We start from the raw sequence: 24107 nt of genomic DNA, 5'->3' as shown, positions 1-24107 counted from the left end.
TAATATTTAAGCTAGGAGTTCCTTGGTCAATTAATAATACAGTTCTCAGCTAACCTCCTACCCTTTTGACATTGTAACCTTCCGATTGGAGCAACTGAAGTATTTTATCTCTAAAATCACCTTGAATTAGAATCTCTCCGTCTTTAGCCGACCCACCTACACCACATTTCTGCTTGAGTAGTTTACCCAATTCTTTCAAATCGTCATCCGTTCCGACAAAACCTTCCACAAGGGTTACTTGCTTACCTCCACGGCTTTTTTTATCCAACATCACCTTCAACTTTTGAGCACTAGGCACTAGCGTTTCTTGGGTGAAATCGTTTTCATATTTGTATTGAAAATCATCGCTGGTAGAATAAACCACACCAGAACGTCCCTTATCTCGATTACTTTTCTTGACCATTTTCAAAAATAAGAAAGCCCGAGCAATTTCGGGCTTTCTGTATTAAAATTCTGATTTTGGATCTATCGATCCTTATTTCTTCCTAGAGAGTGTCCAAACTGGAATTTGAGAATGATTCACCAAATCTTCAGCAATACTTCCACTCAATAAATGCAGCAAGCCGGTTCGACCGTGTGTTCCAATGGCAATCATATCTGCATTAACATCTTCGGCATAAGCCAAAATTCCTTCTTCCTCAGAAGTCTCATTATAAATTGCAGTATGCACATTGGCCAATTGATGGTCGTTGATATACCTTACAAACTCATCTTGCATTTGACGCTGGGTATGGAAATCGTTGGTGGTATTAATTTTCACCAAATGCAATTTAGCTCCAGTTAATGCTTGTAATTTTTTAAGCTCTACAAAAAGTCTCGATTGTTCTTCACGTAAATTGGTGGCCAACACTATATTCTGAATGGTATTCAATTTTACTTCTGACTTGATAGTAATTACAGGACATTTGGCATGACGCACAACTTTTTCAGTATTCGAGCCAATTAACACTTCATCAATCCCACTTACACCTTTAGAACCCATCACAACCAAATCAGCCTGATGATCGGCAATGGCCTTTGAGATACTCTGATACGGATTCCCTATCTCTACAGAACCTGTAATATTAATTCCTGCATAAGCCTTACTTTCCACAAGGTTGCGCATGTTTTCTTTGGTCTTCTCAAGCAGTTGCTTTAAGAAAAAATAGTCCTCCGATTCATTGGCAATACCATCACCCATAGTATTGAAAGTATGGTTTTGGGGGCCTTCAATAATATGAATAGCTTGAATTTGAAGTTTGCCTTTTTCGGCCAATTGAGCAGCAAAATTCAAAGCATATTTAGACTGCTCAGAAAAATCTATGGGTACGAGGATGGTTTTCATGGTTTTAGCTTTTTAGTGATTTCATATTTTCAACCATGAATTACCGAAAATGGTTAGATAATTTTAATGATGTACGTCATGTTTTTTAAGCTACCAGCTTTAAAAAGAAAGTTTAGTCCTCCAAATATATTGGCTAGAATAGACACCCAGACAATCGTCAATCGCCAACATTTAGTTATTTGAGAAAGAATATTTGGCTGCTAATAGCGATGATATCCCTAACTTTACGACCGTTTACCCAATGGGGGTAAAGAATTGAAAAGCGGAACTACGAATATGAAAGAAGTATATAAAAAGTCTATCGACCTACATAACAACCTTAAAGGGAAAATCGAAATCACCAATAAAATGGATGTAAACAGCAAGGAAGACCTTTCTTTGCTGTATTCTCCGGGGGTTGCCCAACCTTGTTTAGAAATAGAGAAAAATCCAGAGCTGGCTTACGACATGACCATTAAGGGCAATACTATTGCCGTGATTACAAATGGAACAGCCGTTTTAGGTTTAGGCAATATTGGGGCTTTAGCATCTCTACCCGTAATGGAAGGAAAAGCCATGCTCTTTAAAAAATTTGCAGGGGTTAATGCCTTTCCTATTTGTTTGGATTGCGATGATACTGACGATATCATAGATACTATTAGAAGAATTGCTCCAGTTTTTGGAGGTATTAACCTTGAAGATATTAAGGCGCCTGAAAGCTTTATTATCGAAGAAAAGCTACAAGACCTTGGTATTCCTGTTTTTCATGATGATCAACACGGAACCGCCATTGTAACCCTTGCGGCTTTGATTAATGCAGCCAAAGTAGTAGGCAAAAAAGTAGAAGACATGAAAGTAGTAATCAATGGGGCTGGTGCTGCTGGAATTGCCATTGCCAAGCTTTTGCGTTGCTACAATGTAGAATCTGAACTTTGTGTTTCAATTAAACAATTGATCGTTGCCGATAGCCAAGGCGCTATTCATAGAAGAAGATACGACTTGAACTCAGCTAAAACTGAGCTTTTAAAGTACTCAAACTTCCAAGATGTAGAAGGCGATATTCATGAGATCATCAAAGGAGCCGATGTGTTTATTGGTGTGAGCAAGGGAGATGTACTTACCAAGGCAGATATTCAGAATATGGCCAAAGACCCTATCATTTTTGCAATGGCCAACCCAGAGCCTGAAATTCACCCAGAAGAAGCTTTTGAAGGAGGAGCTGCGATTGTAGGCACTGGTAGAAGCGATTACCCTAATCAGATCAATAATGTTTTGGCCTTCCCTGGTATTTTCAAAGGTGCTCTGAAAGCCCGTGCAAAAACCATCAGTACGGAAATGAAACTAGCCGCTGCCTTTGCTATTGCAAAGAGCGTTGAGCACCCTACCAAAGATCAGGTGATTCCTTCGGCATTAGATACCTCTTTGGCTGACATTGTAGCTAATGCAGTAGAACAAGCGGTATATCATGAAAGAGAATTAGAAGCAGAAATAGAAAGAGAAGAGGCCAAACTGAAAGGCTAAATTTATGTAGTCTAATTATCCAATTGTTCACTCCCCGACATTTGATAAATAAACTTTGAACCAGCAGGCAGTATGCTCGGTTAAATTGAGGTAAGCTTCCTAAAACAGGAATAGCTTACCTCAATTTTAATTTTAAGCCATGAAAGCCATTTGGAACGAAGAAGTAATTGCAGAAAGTAACGACACTATTGTGATTGAAGGAAACCACTATTTCCCTCACGATTCGATCAAAAAAGAATACTTCACAAAAACAGACACGCACACCACCTGCCCATGGAAAGGCGTAGCCAGTTATTATACCATTGAAGTAAACGGTAGCGAAAACCCAGATGCCGCTTGGTTCTACCCCGAAACCAAAGAAATGGCCAAAGGCATCAAAAACTATGTAGCTTTTTGGAGAGGAGTGAAAGTTGAAGAGTAAACTTTAGTACTGCTAAAAAACGTGTATGGTTTTGAAAACCTGAAACGTTTAAGACGTCAATTCCTTGTTATTATTTATTCTTTCCAAAGCCTCCTTTTTATACTTTCTACCCACAGGAAGTTGTTGGGCTTGAACTTTAACATAATCATGTCCGAAGGCTTCCACTTTATTTTTGTTCACTAGGTAAGACCGATGAATACGAATAAACCATTCTGGAAGCATTTTCTCTAAACCACTTATTTTTTCTTTGGTAATGACGACCCCAGTAAGCGTGTTGATTTTTACATAATCAGCAAGGCTTTCTATATAAAGAATATCATCAACTGAAATTGAAACGGCCTCACGATTAGACCTTACTGTGATAGTTTGTAATAGGTTTTTCTGATTTGCTTCCTCCAAAGCAGCAATCCTAGCATCTCGTTCAAGGTTCGATCGGTATACCCGAATGAAAGAGAATAAAATCGCTACAAAATAGATGATGACCCCTAATTGCAGTATATCGCCAGCCACAGGGCTCATCCGATTCCAATTGAAGTCGGTGAGAAAAACAAATGCTGCCATGGCGATTAGCCCAGATAAAAAAACCGAAACCACCACGGTGTAAAAAGTATAAAGCACAAACCAGAAGTGTCTTTTTGCTTCTAGATATTGTGGAACCAGAAAAAGATTGAAGAAGTATGAAGTGGCCACCGCCACGGGCATAAGCATGGAGGCAAAGTAAAAAGAATCGAGATAATTACTCCATTTCAAACCGAATAACAGGTTTAAAAAAATGAAGACTATTGCCCAAAATATGACTTGACGAGAATGCTTGATCATTATTCAAGATTAAGTAAAACGTTAACTAATTCCGCTCCTTTCTTACTATTTTAACCCGAATATCGACTAACGACAGGTATACAGATGGATATGACTTACACATTGCAAAGCTTCCTTAATAGCTTTGAAAGCAAGTTCTAACCCTTAAATATTCAAATTATGCTAGAGTTATTTTTTTTAGGAAGTAAGTTGTTCATGGGCATTCAAACTATCATTGCCGTAATCATGATCGTTTTGTCGGTTTTTAGTGCTAAAGCTGTTTTAGCCAATCAGGTGAATGAGAATTCACAACGAAAGATAAGCCTAATAAAAGAGGTAGGCCTGTTTGCCTTTATCATCGGGTTATTGGCCAGCGCCTTGGACTTGATGGGTGCACTTCAGGCTATTGAAGCAGCAGGAGATATTTCTCCTAGCTTATTGGCTGCAGGTTTAAAAATCACATTTATCACACCTACTTACGGATTGATGATCTACACTTTGTCTTTGCTTATTTATTTTGCTCTAAGGGCTCTGGCCAATAAAGCAACACCTAAATAATCATTGTTCCCCATTAACACAAAAAATCCCCAGCCTATTGCTAGACTGGGGATTGACTTTTTGATTTCTATTCAACTTATCGTTGAATCAGGATTTTCTTGCGGGCAAGTTTGGCTCCATCCTGAACAACGATGGTATGCACACCTTCTGGCATTTTTCGCACATCAATTGTTAGTTTATTTGTAGCTTCTGTCAAAACTTGTGATACCAGTTGTTTTCCAGAATTATCTACCATTTGAACTTTTGTTCCTTTTCTCAAGGTTTCGTCAAATTCTAAATAGACGTAGTCTGAACTTGGAACTGGATAAACATTCACCGCCAAAGTGTACAATTTGTCTTCGATGCCTGTAATGATCACCTCTTCTGCTACTGAGGTGGCTGAACAGTTGTTCGTATTGTTTATGACAACGCTATAGTTACCCGATTCTGTCGGGCTAAAGCTATTGGCAGTTGCTCCATCAATACTCACCCCATCTTTCATCCATTGGTAGCTAAGCCCAGTAACAGCGGTTACAGAAAGTACATTGTCTGTGTTTGTAATTACTGGCGCAGTCAAGGCATCAAATACCGTTGCACTGACTGGCACTCTGAGTTTCGATTCTGTCCCGCTAACCACTCCTGCTACATAAAACATTGATGATGTTTGAAGATCAACTGTATAAGTTGCTTCGCTAGAAAGAGAACTTCCACCCAGTGGTGCGACATACCATTTATAACTATCGGCTCCTGTTGCTGATACGCTCACAGAACCAGGCCCACAATTACTTCCACTAGTGACAGTAACATTTGGCGCCAACACCTTGATTGGAATGTCAATCGTTTTGGTATCTACTCCTCCATTGGCTGTACCTCCGTCATCTTTAACCGTTACCTGAATTGCTCCAAAACCCTCCTGATCTGTCTCTGTTTCAAAAGTCAATAGAGCTGTGGTTTTATCAGCACTTAAAGTCACGCTATTTGACTTGATTACACCAGACTTTGCAGATGTAATGGAGATGGTTTGATTTGCGTCCCCCCCTGCGCTCAAGCCTGTGAGGGTAATAGTCAGGCTTCCCAAGTTTTTCACCACCTGTATTTCAGCATAATCATCAATTGTTGGCGCTTCGTTTACATCTGTTACAGTAACCATAAACTCCTTTTGATAGGTCGCATTATAGTTATCAGTAACAAGTACAGTAACCGTATAGCTGGCCTTTTCCTCAAAGTTGAAGCTACTGCTGGCATATAGTTTAGCATCTGTAATGGTAAACGAATCATTGTCTGTGGTGCCTGTTGGCAAACTATACTGATGTGTATCCGTTGGGTTTTGGTCGGTTACTGATAGCTCACCAATCAAAGTAGCTTCGGCTGAATTTTCAAAAACTGTATTGGCGGAAAGCGCCATTGCCTCTGGAGCAATATTTATAATGGCCAGTTCAGCAGTAGCTACTTTGGCATAGTTACGCTCATCGATGGTAGCCTCTAAAGCATAAGTTCCTACGGCAGATGGCGCACTCGTTTGTCCCGCATAGGTAAGCGCAAAATTAAGACCTGATGGCACTGTAGTAACCGTGACAGGTTTTGCTTCTCCGGTGTTAATGAAACTCAATGTTCCGAACTCGATGGTTGCTTCTGCCTTGGCGATATTCACCTCGAAACTTGTAGTAACCGTCCCTCCTCTTGTGTCCGTTGCTTTTAAAGTTAAAGTGGTAGTTCCTGCATTAACCACAGATAGTTTAAGAAGGCCATCTGCTGAATTGATAACTGAAGTAGTTACAACAGAATTATCCGAGTTAGTAACCACTTCATAAGTCAGCTCTGAATCTGAATTTTCCGCATCAGAGAAGTAATCGAACAAAGCAATATCCTTGGTTTTACCTACCGCAAAGGTTTCTTCAACATTTGGTATGGTAGTTACTGTAGGTAGTGTGTTTGGTGCAATTACTTTAATCGTAATCTCCTCTTCTATAATTCCATTCTTACCATCAGAAATACGAAGAGTGAACTTGTGCTCTCCAACATCTGACAGTTGAGGTGTTCCTGAGATTTTTGGAGTGGAGTAAGCAAGGCGTTTGATTTTGCTTGATTCACTCAGTAAAATATCACCGTTTTCTAATTCAAGTAAATCCAAAACATCACCTAAGGCAGCCTCCTTAGCAATACCGAAATCATTACCAAAATATCCCTTTCCAGCAATCGTAGATACTTTATCTTCTTTAAAATCTAGTACCCTCAATGCATAATTATCATTATCCATTACCAGGATTTTACCTGAATTTAATAAGATAGAGGCCGAAAACCCACCATACCTAGCGTTTTCAATATTTCCATCATGGTAACCAAAGCCATCAACTCCTGAAATGGTTTCAACGTACCCATTAGAGAGTCTTCGTACCGTACCAGCATAATGATCAAAAATCAATAAAGAATCTTCTTTAAGAGGGACAATAGAGGTTGCATAATGGATTCCAGCATCTAAAGCATTCCCATCCCAGTAGCCCCCATAGTTACTGCCAGGTTTACCCGCTATAGTTTTGTAATAGCCAGAAACATCATACTTACCTACAGAATAGTATTCACTAGTATAAATATTGCCAACTTCATCCTGGGCTAAACGTCCAATCCAGAAAGGTTTTGCCACATCCTTATAGCCATTTCTTCCCACGAAATTAATTGTATTAATTAATCGGTCTCCACCTACCAATGTAGAAACTATTCCATCTGAGGTTATTTTCCTAAGTGCAGTGTTATATAAATCACCAACGATAAGGTTATCATCTTTATCAAAAAGTATCGAACGAGGCCTATAAAATTCAGCTTCCAGTCTGTTACCGTCTTTATAGCCATTGTTCCCTTTTCCGGCATAGAGTTCAAACTCACCATTCGATAAAAGTTTATGCACTTTATTTCTAGAAGAGCTAACAGTATAAATATCACCACTTTGATTTATTGCCATTGCAGAGATACTGACTTTATTTTTAATAGAATCAGGTAGGTTTTTAGAATAAGCCAAATCAATAAACGACTGTAACATCCTTACCGAATCGGCTTGTACCCATGTAGGCCAGGTTGACGAAGTATAGGTCAGTACATCCTTATCAGGATCAGCCCCCTCAAAATTCAGATTGAACTCTTCTCCAGCCACTACTTCAATTACCTTTTGAGTCGTCAACACTGGGAGGTCATTTACAGGTTTCGGAACAAGAATTACCGTTTTAACCATATACAGCTCTCCACCTATTTTGCTAAACTTAAACTTCAAAGTTTCGTCTTCAAACGAATCAGAAAAAGCATTGAGCATACCGAGTTGACTGTTCAAGTCAGCAGCCTGCCCCTGTAATACCCATCCTTTCTTTTCATTATCGAAAGGAATCAATTCTGTTGAAGTAGTGCCAATTGAAATTGAAGACGAATTCATAGCAGAAATAAATACTTCAAAGGAATTATCATTGGAATCGACAATCTCATACTTTGGCAACTCTACTGCGCCATCCTTTTCCCCAAATAGAAGGAGAGTGTCTTGCCCCAGAACGTTAGGCCTGTCATTTGCTTTTACAAGTATTTTAAAGTCAAAGTTTGTCTCCAAGTCCTCAGTATCCTTGATGGTTGCTTGAATAATATTCTCACCAATATCGGAAATCGAAGGCCTGCCAGAAATAAAGTATTGATCGAGCTTGACTCTTTTGATTACGCTAGGATATGATTCTGCAAAAATCAATTCATTGCCTCTTACTAGTAAATTCCCTTGCGTATTAAAAATTAGTGAATTGTCTATTCCCCTAAGCGTTGAAACATTTAGGTCTTTTGAAATTTTTCTCAAGACTGTTCCAAGTTGATCAGCGATAAAGATATTTCCTTTATCATCCTCAACTATGCCTTGAACATAAGAAAACGAGGCTATGGTATGATCTCCATCCTGATTACCATAATTTCCACTACCAATTATATAAATCAATTGACCGTCAAAAGTATATCGAGCAACATAATTAAAGCTACCAATGAGGATATCTCCATTTTTAGCCAAGCTCAATGAACGAAGTGCATCTTCCTCCAATTGAATAGGTAAAGTAGAAACCACCTTAGACTGCAAATCTAAAACCCTAATACTCCTTCCTTCTCCTATATACAAGAGCCCTTTCTCTTCTGACAATGCTAACTTTGTAGGGTTGTTAAATGCGGCATATTGAGCTACTCCATCCCATGTTTCTTTTCTACCTGAGCCTGCAATCGTAGAGACTTCTCCATCAGACGAAATCTTCTTTATTAAATTATTATAAGTATCGGCAACATACATTATCCCATCCGAATCAACCGCCAAACCTGAGGGGTTATAAAACTGAGCTTTATCACGAGGCCCATCGACATTACCTGACCGGAGTGAGCCTGCATAAAGTGTAAGCTGTCCATTCTGATCTAATTTGAAAATGGAATTCAGACCTCTATCTGAAATGTATAAATTCTTCTGGCCATCTTCAGCAACATATTGAGGCTGTGTAAGAATTGAGGATTGGGCATTCCCAAGTTTTAATCCTTTTGTACCCAGTGTTCCTGCAATGATTTCGCTTTGTATTTCGGCCTTCTGTATTTTCAGCCAGTCAGGCTTAACAATATTCGTTAAACTAACATCTTTCCCATCTTCAATATCAAAGATATCGAGTAATATGTTGAGGCTATCGCCCACAAAGGCTACCGTATCTGAGAGACCTCTAATTTGGGGAGCATCGTTTACCCCAGTAACGCTTAAAGGAATCTTAAAATCAGATGACAGGTTCCCTCCAATTTGGATGAAATTAAAATCAATAGAAGAGTTTAAGTCATTGTTTAAACCTGGTTGATAATTAATGGTGCTCAGAATTTCATTCAACTCTGCCGCATTACCCTTAATTTCATAAACACCAGAGTGCAATGAGTTTAATAAATCAAAACTGTTTGAAATGAGAGAGCCAAACCGTTCTCCTCCTAGATCAATCCTAACTTTAAATTCTTTGCTCTCATCTTGTGATTCGATGGTAATAGGGTCGAGAGGAAATGGTGTTGCATCTTCTATATAACTAAAATTTTGTGGAAAGCCAGTAACTTTAGGGTTATCAGGAGCAGCTACATTCAAAGGGATTTGATAGGTAACTTCCTCTCCAAACCCATCATTCAATTTAAATGCCAGATTTGTTGTTCCTTCGCTTCCTTCTGGTGGAGTTCCCTCTAGGCTATATTTAAATTTATAGGTTATGGTTCTTATGTCCCCTGCAGCACGATCCAATAAATAAAAACTATTCGGGGATGTCCTTATCACTTGGGAAACACTTGACCATTGAAACTCACCCTCTTTCCCATCTGAAACTTGATAAGTCGCTAGATTACGCGCATTTATATATTCCTTCAAGCCTACAATGGTATCATACAGGGAGATATAGTTCGAATTAAATGAGAAGACATTTCCAAGCTTATCTGTATTGTATTGAACTGGAGAAAATGAGTGTGACCCAAAAGGAAAAATAATTTCGATGACTCCGTCTTTATACTTACAAAGCTTCCGTTGAGAATTTAACCCGAAAAGTAAGCCTCCATCATCGTCCAATTGTAAATGGGTAATACCAAACAATGGCACTTCTAAGGCATTGCCACCTTCTGAAATTACACCATACGCACCTGTTCCTGCAACCGTAGAAACAAGCCTCTCCTCATTGACATGACGGATTTTATAGGTATCGGCAACATAGAATCCTCCTTCACCATCTGATACAAAATCGCTGATGCTAGAGAAACCTGCCTGGGCACCAATACCATCTTTGTCTATTCTTGAATCTCCACCTACAACAAGTAAAAGCTCTCCGTTATCTACACGGAAAATTGCAGTTTCATTGCTCACAAAGACTTCATCATTTACTACCTGAACTGCCCTTAAATAATCAGATCTTAGAGTACCATCATCTTGTGCTAGAGTTTCAACTTTTCCATTTTTTAATCTTTGTAAGCGGTTGTGATTTGTAAAGTAAACCAAGCCTTGACTATCTATTGAAAGGCCTCGAATACCTGATGCGTACATTTTGACATCCGAAACCAGCCCATCTCCAATTTCGGAAATGGAAGACGTAGGCTCCATATCAGCCAAGGTACCTACTTCGAAAACAGCTTCTATTTTTAATTGAAGCCAATCTGGAAGACCATTTATCTTTAAATCAACTGGGTCTAAATCCGCATCTGTAATTGGTATTTCTAGCTGCATAGGCAGATCCACCATGGCATCAATCTGAGTAAATTCATTAATCTCAGGAAGTCCATTATCTCGCTCTACCAAAATTGAAAATTTCTCCTCTCTGGCAAACATCCCATGAAGTCTTCGAGCCGCAACTTTAACCGCAACTTTCCCATGGAATTCGGCAGTAGGATGAAACTGAAGCGCTGCCAAAACCTGATTGATTTCAGTTTGCTTAGACTTGATTGTCCATTTACCATTTACCAGATCGAATGACGATCCTTGTTCCTCATTGTAGTCGAATGACCCAGCCTTTGGGTTAGAAAGCGTTAAAGAAAGTATTACCGAATCTGATTCTACTTTACTCAAAGCAATTCCAGAAAGAGGAATATTGATATCATTCTCTTTCCCTATATAGGTTTGATTCATGCCACTAATAATCGGCTTATCGTTATCTATAACTTGAATATTCGTTATGTAAGAATATTCCTGCTGAAAATTATCAGTGACTGAATATTTAACAATGTTCCCTCCTAAATCATTGACACTTGGGGTACCTTCAATTTTCCCATTGGTATTATAAACTCTTCTAATGATATGCCTGTTCTTTTCAGAAAGAAAAACATTCTTACCTACCAATACAATACCCGAAATACTTGAAAAATCCGCCTCTTCTGCCGGCCCTTCTTGAAACTCATTAGATGAATGAGAAACACCAATTCCTTGCGTAACTCCATTTAATGGATCAACCTTCATATACCACCTGCTGGTAACCATATGAATCAATCCATTTTCATCGATAGCAATTGCATTCAAATCATTGAATGAGACCTCACTATTGGATGTTGTTCCGTTAATTGGTATTGAACAGCATTGCTCTTTTCCAATTATCAATTCAACTTGGTTAGTCGCTAGATTTAGCTTTCTAATCGTATTAATATCAGCAATAATGAGGTTTCCTTCATGGTCCACTTTAATATCTGTTAGGCTAGTAAAAGGAACTTCCAATGAAGACCCCTCTCCTATACCATACTCACCATTTCCTGCAATTTTGATAACTTGTCCAGCATTGTCCAGCTTTTTCACAAACTGTCCATCTAAAATATAAATACTGCCATCGGGAGCTATATCAATTCCTCGAAGACCTAAAAATGAAGCTTCTAAAGCTGGCCCATTTTCATCTCCATATTGACCACTACCCGCAATTGTGGTTACTTCTCCAGTGATGTCAATTTTTCTAATTCTTCTATTATTGGCATCCGCTATATATGCATTGCCAGACTGGTCGAAAACAATACCAGTGATATAATCAAACCTTGCTTCATCTATGCCTCCATCTAAGTAGCCGCCTGAATGGCTGAGGTAAGTGCTTACTATACCTTCAGGTGTAATTTTTCTAACGTAATTATTTTGAATGACATAGAGGTTGCCTTCATAGTCTTTCGAAATTTTTCGAGGTGACTGGAACCTTGCTAAATCCAAATCTCCATTGACTGTGCTACCCCAGTAATCCCATTTACCCGAAAAAGTCTCTATCCATGATTCTTCGCTATATGTGAGCCAATCAGGGTAAGAGTTTATTTTAAATCCAAAAAAGTAACTATCTGGATCCTCTACTTCAAACTCATATAGGTAAGGTATTTCCGCATAGGCCTTGTCTGTTAGCTCGGTTCGCAATCTTGGAATATCAGCTATAGGAGTTACCTTAAAGTTGATCTTGCCTTTATTCGGCACTCCGCCAGCGGCATTGACTACCACTACTTCAGCTTCAAAGTCAGTATCCCAGTCTGAGGTGGGGATTAAAGCGATGGAAGCTAAGGCCGAGTTGACCGCTGCTTGGCTTCCTGTCATTGTCCAGGTGCCTGTAGCGGCATCAAAGGTTTCATCATTACCTGAACCCGTTGTTAGCAGTCCTGCATTTATAGGCATCAATTTGATAGTGACCAGAGCCTCTTCATTGTTCTGAAGCCCACTAAGGACTATATCATCCAAATCAACCGAGGGAGAGTCTTCTTCAAAAGTGATTGTTTGATTAAGGTTTGTAGCTTCAATTTTGTTGTTTTCTCTAACTTCAACAATCACCGTTTTGGTCGAAGTATTGCCTTGAAAGTCTTTCGCTGTAATTGTTACAGTGTGTTCTCCTATGTCCTCAACTCGAGCAACACCTTTAATAGAGTCTAAATCAGGCCTGAGCAGAGCTATAAATTTATATCGAGTATTATATTTAATTGCGTCAGTCGATACCACCGACATAAAGACCCCCTTTCCATTTACCCCATTGAGTGCATATATGTATGGTCCATCATTAACATACCCGAATTCTTCCGCTAAGGCATTGTCTTTAAATTCTTTGGTATTTACACCAGTTAAAATTTCATAACTTTCGTTGCTTAAACTCATCCTTACCAGTTTACTAATTTGTTGCTGATAAACTAACAAGTGACTATCTCCATCCAAACCCAAATAAACATCACGTGGTGCAGAGAGAACCGCCTCACCTAAATCAATTGCACTAACATTGCCATCAGTTGAAATTTTCCTCACCCATCCTCTATTGGAAAAATAAATAACTCCTTCTTGGGTCACTTCCATGTCGTTAATTGCACCAATAGGAACACTATTTTTTGGCCCTTCACCACTCATATCAGTTGTCCAATCAATGTCTGCCCCAGCATAGAGTTCATGTTCTCCAGACGGATTTATTTTGTAAATTCGATGGTATTGAGAACTTTCATGAGACACAAACAGATTTCCTTGCTTGTCAACACCTCCATGACGCAGCCAAGGATTTGCTAATAAATCATTTGCATCGAAAAATGTAGTTACATTAGAATACCTATCTATTTTCCTAATAGACTCATTACCGAGATCTGACACATAGATATAGTCTGAAATTGGGTCGTAAGCTAGAACCACATTAGATCCAAATTGGGCATATTTACCAACTCCATCTCTGTTTCCCTGTTCATCTCCTCCAGCAATTGTGGAAACCACACCTTGAGGTGATAACTTCTTAATGGCATATCCATCGGAATAAATTAGATTCCCTTCCTTATCAATTATAGCTGAGAAAAACACATCCACCTTTGCCTCTGACAAAAGTCCGTTTTCTGAGGTTGTGTATTCATTCATTAACTGAGTAATACGCTTTATTCTATTCCTATTATCAATGCTCAACCATTCAGCATCAGAGCTGCCCAGAGCACTATAATACTCCTGATCATCCGATATTGTGTAATCTAGGTTAAACGGGTAATCTGTATATGCTACAAACCGATCTGCAACATCTATAAGGGGTGCAGTTTCTTGAGGAAGATAGGTAAACTGAACATCTTGGCCATACCACATTTCCCCATCTGATAAATTTACAGAGATAATTGAAGTACCCACAGCTCCATTAATAGGGGTTACTCTCAACTGGGCATTTCCTGTAGTCTTGTTATGATCAATGCTTATTTGCTCTTGTGGTATCACGCCTTCATTAGAACTTACTATGGAAAAATGTAAATCCTCATCTTCATTCGGCCCATCAGAAACCCCTGTTATATCAATAATATATGCTTGACCAGTAGATTGGACAGGTACAGGGTCAGGTATGAAGTCGAAAGTAGGCTTATCATTAACAGCTTGAACATTAAAGTACAAATCATAAATACTATCGCTTTCTTTAGCACCATCTGTTGCCTTTAACCTAAGACCGAGTATTTTCCCATATTCATTAGTGGGTGGCTGCCAAAAAAGTGAAGCTCTTACAGAAGAAAAATTAACAGGGAGTACCAAATCCTCCGCGTTCTCACCATTCCCATTCAATAACTTACCATTGACAACTTCTACTATTTTAAAATGAATCGAATGACCTTCAGCATCATTCATCTCTAAATAATCTGAGAACTTATCATGACCGTTAAAGAAAACATACCTCAACTGGTCTTCATTAGCTGAGAGGGTATCTATATGAGTTACTTGTGGAGCCGTGTTGCCAAGGAGGTCGAATTGAATTATAACCTCTTCTTCAGATTCAGACTTACTATTATAGAGCTTAACCTTAAATGCATCAACAATACCAGTACCAAAAGGAGCTTCCCAAAAAAGTTCATTACTTCCTGAATAACTATAAATGAAATCCATTGAGGTCACTACATCACCTTTATACCTAAGTGTCCCGTTTAACACTTCAGTGATTTTTATTCTATTTGGATCATTATCTTGGCCAGAGGATTGAATGATCTTGAATAACTCAGGTTCATTCATATCAAAACCAAAACCTTCGTAAACACCAATTACAGGAGAAACACTTTCAATCACAGGCCTCTTTACGACATTGGATGAAACCGCTTGTGTACCACCACTGTGTAATCCATCTGAATAATCAATTGAAATGGATAAATACCCAAAGTCATTTTCTGATAAAACAATCTCCAATTCATAAATTAAAGTATCTCCTAAAGTCCCTATTTGATTAAGACTTACACTTTCTGGCTCTACAAATGACTGACCATAGTAATCTAATTTTGGTGTTAGTTCTACATAATCTTGGTCAGAATCAAACACCTTATAAGTTGTCCTTAATGTACTCCCTGCATCCAAAATTATTGGAAGTGGATCTTCATTAAATAATAAAGGCCGATTATTAAAAGGCTTAGTAAACATACTTACTTCACCGTTTATATCGATCGCTCTTAAGTAGTATTCTTCACTACCTTCATGTGGTAAATCTATCTCCATATCTGAATCATAGACCCCCTTTGGTATTAATCGATAGTCATTTTGGGCATCCAGTAGGTAGACCTCGTAAGAATTATATAATTGATGCCCAGCTTCATTCATTCTTAAACTCACCTCATCAATAAATTCATTAGCACCCCTACTTCTTGAAAAAGAGAAGGAAGGAGTAATGGTCATGTTAGTGTTTATTGGGGCAGTCAGTGGAGAACTGAAATCAACAATTCCTCCAGTTCGTTCAACAGGGCCTCCACCACTCCCGTCAGGTAAATGATGGATTCTTTCCTCTAATGAGATCAAATCCGTAATTCCATCAAAAAAATTATTCCTAGCGTCAACCTCGCTTCCGCTTAAAGTATAAATAAAGTTGATGCTCTTACTCGCTTCTATAATATCATTCCCATTAAAAATAGTTTCACCAACCATGTATGCCTGAAGAGGAAGTTCAATTCGATAAAAAGTATTGTTTGTGATTGAACTTTCCGCACCAACTCGAGAGAAATCGGTAAGTGAAACACCATAAAACCTATTGAACCCATCCAGATAACAACCACTCATTACTAATTGATTCACATTAATAAACAAACTAGTTCCTGATGATGGATTTGACCTTAATGAATTATTATCTGCAAAAAACCTTGAGTTTCGAATGGTGAGCTTTGTATGTGCTCCGTAAATTGGTGAATTTATAAACTCAGACTCTTCAATAAGTGACTCACTTAAAGGACTACCAATTACTACCTCATTACTTTTTGTTGAAATATTTGAAAAAACAAATAAGTTCCGCTTCAAATTGTAACCAGTGTTTCCCTTAAAAGTCCATAGATACGCTTTTTGAAACTTGCTGTCTTCAATATTAATTTGATTACCCTCCTCTCTAAGATTAAAGGAGGTATTAAAGAAGAGAGAATTTGAGATACTTAAACCACTAGATGACGTAGTATTGGTAACCCTTAAAAATTCATTCCTATAATTTACTTGCCCTTGCCCTTCAACTTTCACGTACTTAAAGAAACTCAATGCTGTATTAGCTCCAGAGAAGGTTATAAACCCCCTTTCTTGTTCTGGCACCTCAAAGTTGATACTATCAGTTTGGCTTCCTATCGCTATAATGCGTGCAGTATTATTATTCAAGGAAATCTGAAAAGCCCCAGTCGACCTCACTGTAACACCAGGCTCCAAACTTAGCTTAATCCCTGGATTTACATTAATATCTCCCACCAAAACATAAGGAGAGTTGGCCTTAGTCCAAGTTGTATTCGATGTAATGTTTCCTGAAACATTGGTCTGAGCATAGCCCAAAACAGAAAAGAAGATTCCAATTAGACAGATTAGGAAGGGTCTCATAAGTTGATTTGAAAATGAAAAGTTAAATTAAACTAAGTTTTTAATTACTCAATAGATAACAGTATAAAAACATAACTTTAAATGTAAATAATTGAGGTAGTCAGTCTTGATTGTTTGAAAATTGACATAGGTTGTTGATGATCATTGATAGAAATACAAAGATTAGAAGTTATTTAAAACTATTGCAGGGTAGACTCCATGTGTGCCCAACAAAAATCCCCAGCCTATTGCTAGACTGGGGATTGATTATTAAGTCAAATTATTTTTACTTTTTATCAGCTGTAAAGCTGGCACTCAAGTATTCACGGTTCATACGTGCTATATTATCTAAGCTAATTCCTTTAGGACATTCCACTTCGCATGCTCCTGTGTTAGAGCAGTTACCAAAACCTTCATCGTCCATTTGTTGCACCATATTGAGTACACGCTCTTTAGCTTCTACTTTACCTTGAGGAAGTAGTGCGAACTGCGATACTTTGGCAGAAACAAATAGCATGGCCGAAGAGTTTTTGCAAGAAGCTACACAGGCTCCACAGCCAATACAAGTAGCCGCATCAAAAGCCTTATCTGCATCTGCTTTTGGAATTGGAATAGCGTTAGCATCTTGAGTGTTTCCTGAAGTGTTCACACTCACAAAACCACCAGCCGCCATTATGCGATCAAAAGCACCTCTGTCTACTACCAAATCCTTAATTACAGGGAATGCTTTAGCCCTCCATGGCTCGATGTATATCGTTTCACCATTTTTAAACTCACGCATATGCAATTGGCAAGTAGTGATTTCTCTACCCGGCCCATGAGCTTCTCCATTAATATACATTGAGCAGCTACCACAAATACCCTCTCTACAGTCATGATCAAAAGCAACTGGGTCTCCCCCTTCGTTGATCAATTTTTCATTGAGAATATCCATCATTTCAAGGAAAGAGCTATCTGGCGAAATATCAGATACCTGATAGGTTTCCATTTGGCCTTTCACTTTATCGTTCTTTTGTCTCCAAACTTTCAGTGTAAGATTCAATCCGTTTGCTGTTGACATATTTTCTGATTCTTAAATTCTCAATTAATTATTTGTATGAACGGGTCTTGAGCTCAATGTTCTCGTAATTTAAAGGCTCTTTATGTAACACAGCATCTGCTGGTTCTCCTTTATACTCCCAAGCCGAAACATGCGTAAAGTGTTCATCATCACGCATGGCTTCACCTTCTTCAGTGCTATATTCTTCACGATAATGACCTCCGCAAGATTCTTCTCTCAAAAGGGCATCTCTAGCAAACAGCTCACCCAATTCAAGGAAATCGGCCACACGACCTGCTTTCTCTAATTCAGGATTCATACTATCAGCACTACCCGGCACTTTTACTTCTTTCCAGAATTCCTCTCGGATTTCTTTGATTTCAGCAATTGCTTCGGTTAAGCCTTTGGCGTTTCTGGCCATACCTACTTTGTTCCACATTACTTTACCCAAGCGCTTGTGGAAGTAGTCTACCGATTTTGTTCCTTTATTATTGATAAAGAAATTAATTCTATCGGTTACCTCTTTTTCTGCCGCTACAAACTCTGGTAAGTCGGTAGAAATTTCACCTGTTCTAATATCGTTGGCTAAATAATCACCAATCGTGTATGGCAATACAAAGTAACCATCGGCCAAACCTTGCATTAGAGCAGAAGCTCCAAGTCGGTTGGCACCGTGATCTGAGAAGTTTGCCTCACCTATAGCATAGCAACCTTCAATCGTGGTCATTAAGTTATAATCAACCCAAACACCTCCCATGGTATAGTGCACGGCTGGGTAAATTTTCATTGGTGTTTTGTATGGATCATCGGCAGTAATCTTCTCATACATTTGGAAAAGGTTGCCGTATTTCTTTTCAATTATATCAACTCCTAACTCTCTGATTTTGGCTTCAGATGCATTATGGATATGTTGAATATTCGCTTGTTCTTTTCCGTAACGCATAATTGCAGAAGAGAAATCCAAGTAAACTGCCTCACCCGTTTCGTTTGTTCCTACACCATAACCCGCATCACAACGTTCTTTCGCTGCTCTTGAGGCTACATCTCTTGGCACTAGGTTACCGAATGACGGGTACCTTCTTTCTAAGTAGTAATCTCTATCTTCTTCAGCAATCTGTGTTGGTTTCAATTTACCAGCTCGAATGGCTTCAGCATCTTCTTTCTTTTTCGGAACCCAAATTCTCCCATCGTTTCTCAACGATTCTGACATCAATGTAAGCTTAGACTGCTGATCTCCGTGTTGAGGAATACAAGTAGGGTGAATTTGAGTATAGCAAGGGTTAGCAAAGAACGCCCCTTTTTTGTGTACTTTCCAGCCTGCCGAAACGTTTGACCCCATTGCATTGGTAGAAAGGAAAAATACGTTTCCGTAACCACCTGATGCAATAACCACAGCATGAGCAGAATGTCTTTCGATTTCTCCTGTCACTAAGTTTCTAGCAATAATACCTCTGGCTTTTCCGTCTACTTTCACAATGTCCAACATCTCATGACGGTTGTACATTTTGATTTTTCCTTTACCAATTTGGCGCGACATGGCTGAATAGCAACCCAAAAGCAATTGCTGACCTGTTTGCCCTTTGGCGTAGAATGTTCTTGAAACTTGAACGCCACCAAAAGATCGGTTATCAAGCAACCCTCCGTAATCTCTTGCAAAAGGAACACCTTGGGCCACACATTGGTCAATAATATTGGCAGAAACTTCTGCTAAACGATATACGTTGGCTTCTCTCGATCTGTAATCGCCTCCTTTAACGGTATCGTAAAACAATCGGTAAGTAGAGTCACCATCGCCTTGATAGTTTTTAGCTGCATTAATACCACCCTGAGCTGCAATAGAGTGCGCTCTTCTAGGTGAATCTTGGTAGCAGAATGCTTTTACATTGTAACCCAACTCGGCCAAACTTGCAGCAGCAGAACCACCAGCAAGTCCCGTTCCTACCACGATTACATCAATAGCACGTTTGTTCGCAGGGTTTACAAGCTTAATATGATTTTTATAGTTAGTCCATTTGTCTTGAATAGGACCTTCTGGAATCTTTGAATCTAATTTCGTCATGGCTACTTATGAATTAAAGAGCAGTTAGATGATGATACAGCGCAATGAAAATAAAACCCGCAGGAATTATGATAGCGTATAGCGTACCCAATTTTTTAATGGCAGGCGTGTACTTGCTATGCCTTGCTCCTACAGACTGAAATGCCGATTGGAAACCGTGCATTAAGTGAAGAGACAAAAACACGAAACTTAAAGCGTATAATCCTACTCTCATAGGGTCATGGAATTTCTCTACCATTTCGCCAAAGTATCTTGTAGAGTCTTCTGGCAACACCTCGATATATTTATGCGATATTTCCGGAATCCAGAAATCGTAGAAGTGGAGACATAAAAAGAGAAAAATCACAAAACCTGAGTAAATCATGTTTCTCGAAAACCATGTAGAGTTTTCGCTTCCTTTGTTCATCGCATACTTAATAGCACGTGCATTTCTGTTTTTGATCTCCAAAACAAACCCCATTACGAAGTGATAAATCACACCGAAAATAAGTACGGGCTGAAGAGCGAACTGCACCAACACGTTAGTTCCCATGAAATGAGAAATTTCATTAAAAGTTTTTTCACTCAGTACTGAGGTAAAATTGATAATGAAGTGTTGAAGTAAGAAGATAACTAGAAAAAGGGCTGAGAGTGCCATGGCAAACTTTCTGCCTATGGAACTCGTAAAGGTTTGTTTTAACCAGCTCATTAATTTATTAAAGATTAAATTTGGTAGCCAAAGTTAAGTTTGCAATCGTTAGTAATCAAATGGCTCTTTTATTTGAATACATTCTAAATTAGAAACTCGCGGGGTAAACAGATTGTAAAGTTTTTTTGTTTAGAAGTATAAGTAATTATTGATATTGCGTTAATACAGAAACCAAAGTATTGCATGGGGTTACAGAGAAAAACATTCCTTATCATTTCGTTTTTATTATTAGCCTGTGTTCAAGCTTGGGCTACTCACATAAGGGCAGGTGAAATCACAGCGGTTAGAATTTCACAAACAAGCCTTAAATTCAGGTTCACCATAGTTATTTATTCTGATACTGGCTCTCCAATACAAGTTGCCGATGGTGGTATTATCAATTTTGGCCAAGGCAGAACCATAGGATCTTTACAAGGAGGAAACCGCCAAACAATTGAAGACGCTTCAGTCAACTTTGAAGAAAGGTCTATTGGCAATGAGACTGCCATGACAATAATAGAAATTGAACATACTTTTGATGGGCCAGGAGTTTATGTGGTTAGTTACACCGAGCAAAACCGGAACGATGGTATTCTTAATATCAATGGAGGAAGCTCTAAGCAAGTCCCTTTTCATATTGAAACAGTACTGAGAATTGACCCAGGATTGGATGTTAATGCTACCCCCCAATTAACTATTCCACCAATTGACCGAGGATGTATTGGTGCTAGGTTCACACATAATCCGGGAGCATATGACCCCGATGGAGATAGTCTTGCTTACAGAATGGTAAACCTATTGCAAGACAGAGGCGTGGAAGTTAGTGGTTATGTACCATTGAATGACCCTTCGATAACAACATTAAGAGAGGATGGAGGAAGTCCTGCCAAATTCGAAATCGATCCGATTACAGGCACGTTTACTTGGGATGCTCCCATGGTTGCGGGAGAATACAATGCTGCCTTTATAGTTGAGGAATGGCGCTTTTCTGAAGTTACGGGGAAGTATGAATTACTAGGTTATGTAACTCGTGATATGCAGATTCTGATTGAAGACTGCGACAATGAAAGACCAGAATTAGAAATACCTGCGGACACTTGTATTGAAGCAGGCGCCATTTTAGAGGCAATTATTAGAGGAACAGACCCAGACAATAATAAAGTATTGGTAGAAGCATTTGGCGGTGTTTTCGATTTAAATCCAAATGCCGCGCAGTTTACCCCTGAACCATCATTCAGGCAACAACCAGCCGAACATACTTTTAGCTGGCAAACCGACATTTCTCATGTAAGAAGAAGACCTTACGAAATTCAATTTAAAGTGTCAGACCAACCAACAGACCCTGATGCTCCTTCGCTAACAGAATTTGCCACTTGGTATGTAACAGTTGTTGCGCCAGCGCCTACGGGCTTAAATTCTGCAATTGCCAATGCCCGCTCTATTCAGCTAACATGGGATGACTACATTGGAAGAAACTATAACCCAGTAATGAAAATATACAGGAGAGTCGACAGTTTCGACTTCGACCCTGAAAACTGTAACCTCGGAATACCTGATGGTTCGGGCTATGAATTAATAGACCAAGTGCCTATCAATCAAACCAATTATGTCGACACAAATGATGTAAGACCTGGTGTGAATTATTGTTATAGAATTGTAGCAGAATTTCCGCTTCCAAAGGGCGGAACAAGTTATGCTTCCATAGAAACCTGTGCACTAATACCCTTGGATGTACCTGCAATTACAAATATTTCCGTAGAAGAAACGGACATTACAAATGGAGAAATGTTTGTAAAGTGGACATCACCTCTCGAAATAGACCAAGTGCTTTTCCCTCCTCCATTTAGGTATGAATTAATTAGATACCAAGGATTTACCGGAACTGCCGGACGGACACTAGTGACATCAACTACCGATACAACTTATACTGACACAGGACTGAACACGCAAGAAACCCCTTATCACTATCAAGTTCGTTTTTACGATTCTGGTGATAACTTAATCGATAGCTCTTCTGTAGCATCTTCAGTTTGGCTTAGTGCTTTAGGTTTGGTTCAAGCCGTTGAATTGAAATGGGAGGCCAATGTACCTTGGACGAATAAAGTACAGGAGTACCCCTATCACTATATTATGCGAAACCGTACCGATGCTGCGGCCACTGATGAGAATAATTTTGTGCTAATTGATAGTGTTAAAGTAACCAATAGTGGATTTATCTATTTTGACGATGGCAGTTTTAATAATACTCCTTTATTTGACGATCGAGAGTACTGCTATATTGTAACCACACAAGGAAGCTATGGGAATGACCTTATTCCTTCACCATTGATTAACGATTCTCAAAAACTATGTATTCAGCCTAATGACAACGTAGCGCCTGAAGAACCAGAAATAGAGATTCCAGATGGTGCAGAAGAAATTGATGGCTTAATTGTATTAGATAGCCCTAACTGTGGCAACTTGGAAAATCTTGGATGTGCATTCAGTAATTTCTCTAATACACTCACATGGACAGCCGATGACATTGATGGAGACATAGCCAGTTATAATATTTACTTCTCGCCTTCAGGTGCCGAAGGAACATTCACTTTGGTCGGAAATTCAAGAGACGCTAGCTTTACACATACGGGGCTTAGTTCATATAAAGGTTGCTATAGAGTAAGCTCTGTAGACCGATCTAACAATGAAAGTAGCTTAAGTGCACCTATATGTTTTGACAACTGCCCTAATTATGAATTACCAAACACTTTCACTCCAAATGGTGATGGCCTTAACGATACCTTCAGGGCTTTTGACAGACCAAATGGAAAATGTCCTCGTTTTGTAAAAAACATTGAATTTAAGGTTTTCAACCGTTGGGGTGGACAAGAGATTTATAGTTACAGTACTCAAAGCGCAGTTGAGCCTAATTATTTTATTGATTGGGATGGAAGAGACAATAGTGGTAAAGAATTACCGGAAGGCACCTATTACTATCAAGCGATAGTTACATTCGATGTCTTCAATCCTAAAAAAGAGACCATGGAATTTAAAAACTGGGTTAAAATTGTAAGGTAATCGCTGAAACTTTAATAGACTTCAAACTGTCTCATTAGTATGCAAACCTCTTCAGAAAATAAAACTCATGATATTTTGCTCTTTGATGGCGTTTGTAACCTCTGTAATAGCTCTGTCAATTTTATAATTGACAGAGACCCTAAAAAGCATTTTAAGTTTGCTGCACTTCAATCCGATTTTGGCCAATCAAAGTTGAAAGAGCTGGGATTTAATCAAGAAGAATTCGACAGTTTGGTATTGCTCAGCAAAGGTAAGGTCTATCGAAAAAGTTCAGCCGCACTGCGCATTGCCAAAAAGCTGAATGGGTTATGGCCATTGCTCTATATTTTCATTCTCATTCCTCCTTTTATCCGACATGGCATTTATGACATTATCGGCAAAAACCGCTATAAATGGTTCGGAAAGCAGGATTCCTGCCGAATGCCTACTCCTGAATTAAAGCAAAGGTTTATTTAAACCTAGCT

General features: G+C 38.9%; 12 protein-coding genes. 5 read left to right on the top strand and 7 right to left on the bottom strand.

What is annotated here, in order from left to right; genetic code table 11:
• Nucleotides 1-49: 49 nt before the first annotated feature.
• On the bottom strand, nt 50-403 hold the full coding sequence (locus tag OB69_RS11080; RefSeq protein WP_053223789.1) for a translation initiation factor: 354 nt from the start codon (nt 401-403) through the stop codon (nt 50-52).
• A 72-nt stretch (nt 404-475) separates the two neighbouring features.
• Nucleotides 476-1324, bottom strand: a complete 849-nt coding sequence (locus OB69_RS11075; protein WP_053223788.1) for a universal stress protein — start codon at nt 1322-1324, stop codon at nt 476-478.
• A 276-nt stretch (nt 1325-1600) separates the two neighbouring features.
• Here OB69_RS11075 and OB69_RS11070 point away from each other — a divergent pair, with 276 nt between their 5' ends.
• Together OB69_RS11070 and OB69_RS11065 are read left to right on the top strand one after the other, a co-directional pair.
• Nucleotides 1601-2824, top strand: a complete 1224-nt coding sequence (locus OB69_RS11070) for an NAD(P)-dependent malic enzyme (protein WP_053223787.1) — start codon at nt 1601-1603, stop codon at nt 2822-2824.
• A 139-nt stretch (nt 2825-2963) separates the two neighbouring features.
• Nucleotides 2964-3245, top strand: a complete 282-nt coding sequence (locus OB69_RS11065; protein WP_053223786.1) for a DUF427 domain-containing protein — start codon at nt 2964-2966, stop codon at nt 3243-3245.
• A gap of 48 nt (nt 3246-3293) precedes the next feature.
• Here OB69_RS11065 and OB69_RS11060 read toward each other — a convergent pair whose 3' ends face one another.
• Nucleotides 3294-4064 (bottom strand): LytR/AlgR family response regulator transcription factor, encoded by a 771-nt coding sequence (locus tag OB69_RS11060; protein WP_082338155.1) that lies wholly within the window; start codon nt 4062-4064, stop codon nt 3294-3296.
• Between the two features lie 159 nt (nt 4065-4223).
• On the opposite strand from OB69_RS11060, the gene OB69_RS11055 reads away from it, so the two are divergent.
• Nucleotides 4224-4601, top strand: coding sequence for a MotA/TolQ/ExbB proton channel family protein (locus OB69_RS11055; RefSeq protein WP_053223784.1), 378 nt, complete (start codon nt 4224-4226; stop codon nt 4599-4601).
• A gap of 76 nt (nt 4602-4677) precedes the next feature.
• On the opposite strand, the gene OB69_RS11050 is transcribed toward OB69_RS11055, so the two are convergent.
• From OB69_RS11050 to OB69_RS11035, 4 genes are all read right to left on the bottom strand, one after another.
• Nucleotides 4678-16842, bottom strand: a complete 12165-nt coding sequence (locus OB69_RS11050) for an NHL domain-containing protein (protein WP_053223783.1) — start codon at nt 16840-16842, stop codon at nt 4678-4680.
• 265 nt (nt 16843-17107) lie between these two features.
• A complete protein-coding gene (locus OB69_RS11045) occupies nt 17108-17863 on the bottom strand; it encodes a succinate dehydrogenase/fumarate reductase iron-sulfur subunit (protein ID WP_221404877.1) in 756 nt (251 codons plus the stop codon).
• A 46-nt stretch (nt 17864-17909) separates the two neighbouring features.
• Complete coding sequence (locus tag OB69_RS11040) at nt 17910-19919, bottom strand: fumarate reductase/succinate dehydrogenase flavoprotein subunit (protein ID WP_053223781.1); 2010 nt, start codon at nt 19917-19919, stop codon at nt 17910-17912.
• A gap of 13 nt (nt 19920-19932) precedes the next feature.
• Nucleotides 19933-20607 (bottom strand): succinate dehydrogenase cytochrome b subunit, encoded by a 675-nt coding sequence (locus OB69_RS11035; RefSeq protein ID WP_053223780.1) that lies wholly within the window; start codon nt 20605-20607, stop codon nt 19933-19935.
• Between the two features lie 183 nt (nt 20608-20790).
• Between OB69_RS11035 and OB69_RS11030 the strand changes: the two genes are divergently transcribed.
• Both OB69_RS11030 and OB69_RS11025 read left to right on the top strand, forming a co-directional pair.
• A complete protein-coding gene (locus OB69_RS11030; RefSeq protein ID WP_053223779.1) occupies nt 20791-23643 on the top strand; it encodes a T9SS type B sorting domain-containing protein in 2853 nt (950 codons plus the stop codon).
• Between the two features lie 39 nt (nt 23644-23682).
• Nucleotides 23683-24099 carry a thiol-disulfide oxidoreductase DCC family protein gene (locus OB69_RS11025; protein ID WP_053223778.1) on the top strand — a complete coding sequence of 139 codons (417 nt, stop codon included), beginning with the start codon at nt 23683-23685 and terminating at the stop codon, nt 24097-24099.
• Nucleotides 24100-24107: the final 8 nt, after the last annotated feature.

The organism is Roseivirga seohaensis subsp. aquiponti (genome assembly GCF_001267955.1).
GTDB lineage: Bacteria > Bacteroidota > Bacteroidia > Cytophagales > Cyclobacteriaceae > Roseivirga > Roseivirga seohaensis.
This window is presented reverse-complemented; position numbering and strand designations above follow the sequence as displayed.

Bases quoted from the DNA above. Each gene is read 5' to 3' on its own strand.
- OB69_RS11080 (WP_053223789.1), bottom strand. From the start codon at position 403: ATGGTCAAGAAAAGTAATCGAGATAAGGGACGTTCTGGTGTGGTTTAT.
- OB69_RS11075 (WP_053223788.1), bottom strand. From the start codon at position 1,324: ATGAAAACCATCCTCGTACCCATAGATTTTTCTGAGCAGTCTAAATAT.
- OB69_RS11070 (WP_053223787.1), top strand. From the start codon at position 1,601: ATGAAAGAAGTATATAAAAAGTCTATCGACCTACATAACAACCTTAAA.
- OB69_RS11065 (WP_053223786.1), top strand. From the start codon at position 2,964: ATGAAAGCCATTTGGAACGAAGAAGTAATTGCAGAAAGTAACGACACT.
- OB69_RS11060 (WP_082338155.1), bottom strand. From the start codon at position 4,064: ATGATCAAGCATTCTCGTCAAGTCATATTTTGGGCAATAGTCTTCATT.
- OB69_RS11055 (WP_053223784.1), top strand. From the start codon at position 4,224: ATGCTAGAGTTATTTTTTTTAGGAAGTAAGTTGTTCATGGGCATTCAA.
- OB69_RS11050 (WP_053223783.1), bottom strand. From the start codon at position 16,842: ATGAGACCCTTCCTAATCTGTCTAATTGGAATCTTCTTTTCTGTTTTG.
- OB69_RS11040 (WP_053223781.1), bottom strand. From the start codon at position 19,919: ATGACGAAATTAGATTCAAAGATTCCAGAAGGTCCTATTCAAGACAAA.
- OB69_RS11035 (WP_053223780.1), bottom strand. From the start codon at position 20,607: ATGAGCTGGTTAAAACAAACCTTTACGAGTTCCATAGGCAGAAAGTTT.
- OB69_RS11030 (WP_053223779.1), top strand. From the start codon at position 20,791: ATGGGGTTACAGAGAAAAACATTCCTTATCATTTCGTTTTTATTATTA.
- OB69_RS11025 (WP_053223778.1), top strand. From the start codon at position 23,683: ATGCAAACCTCTTCAGAAAATAAAACTCATGATATTTTGCTCTTTGAT.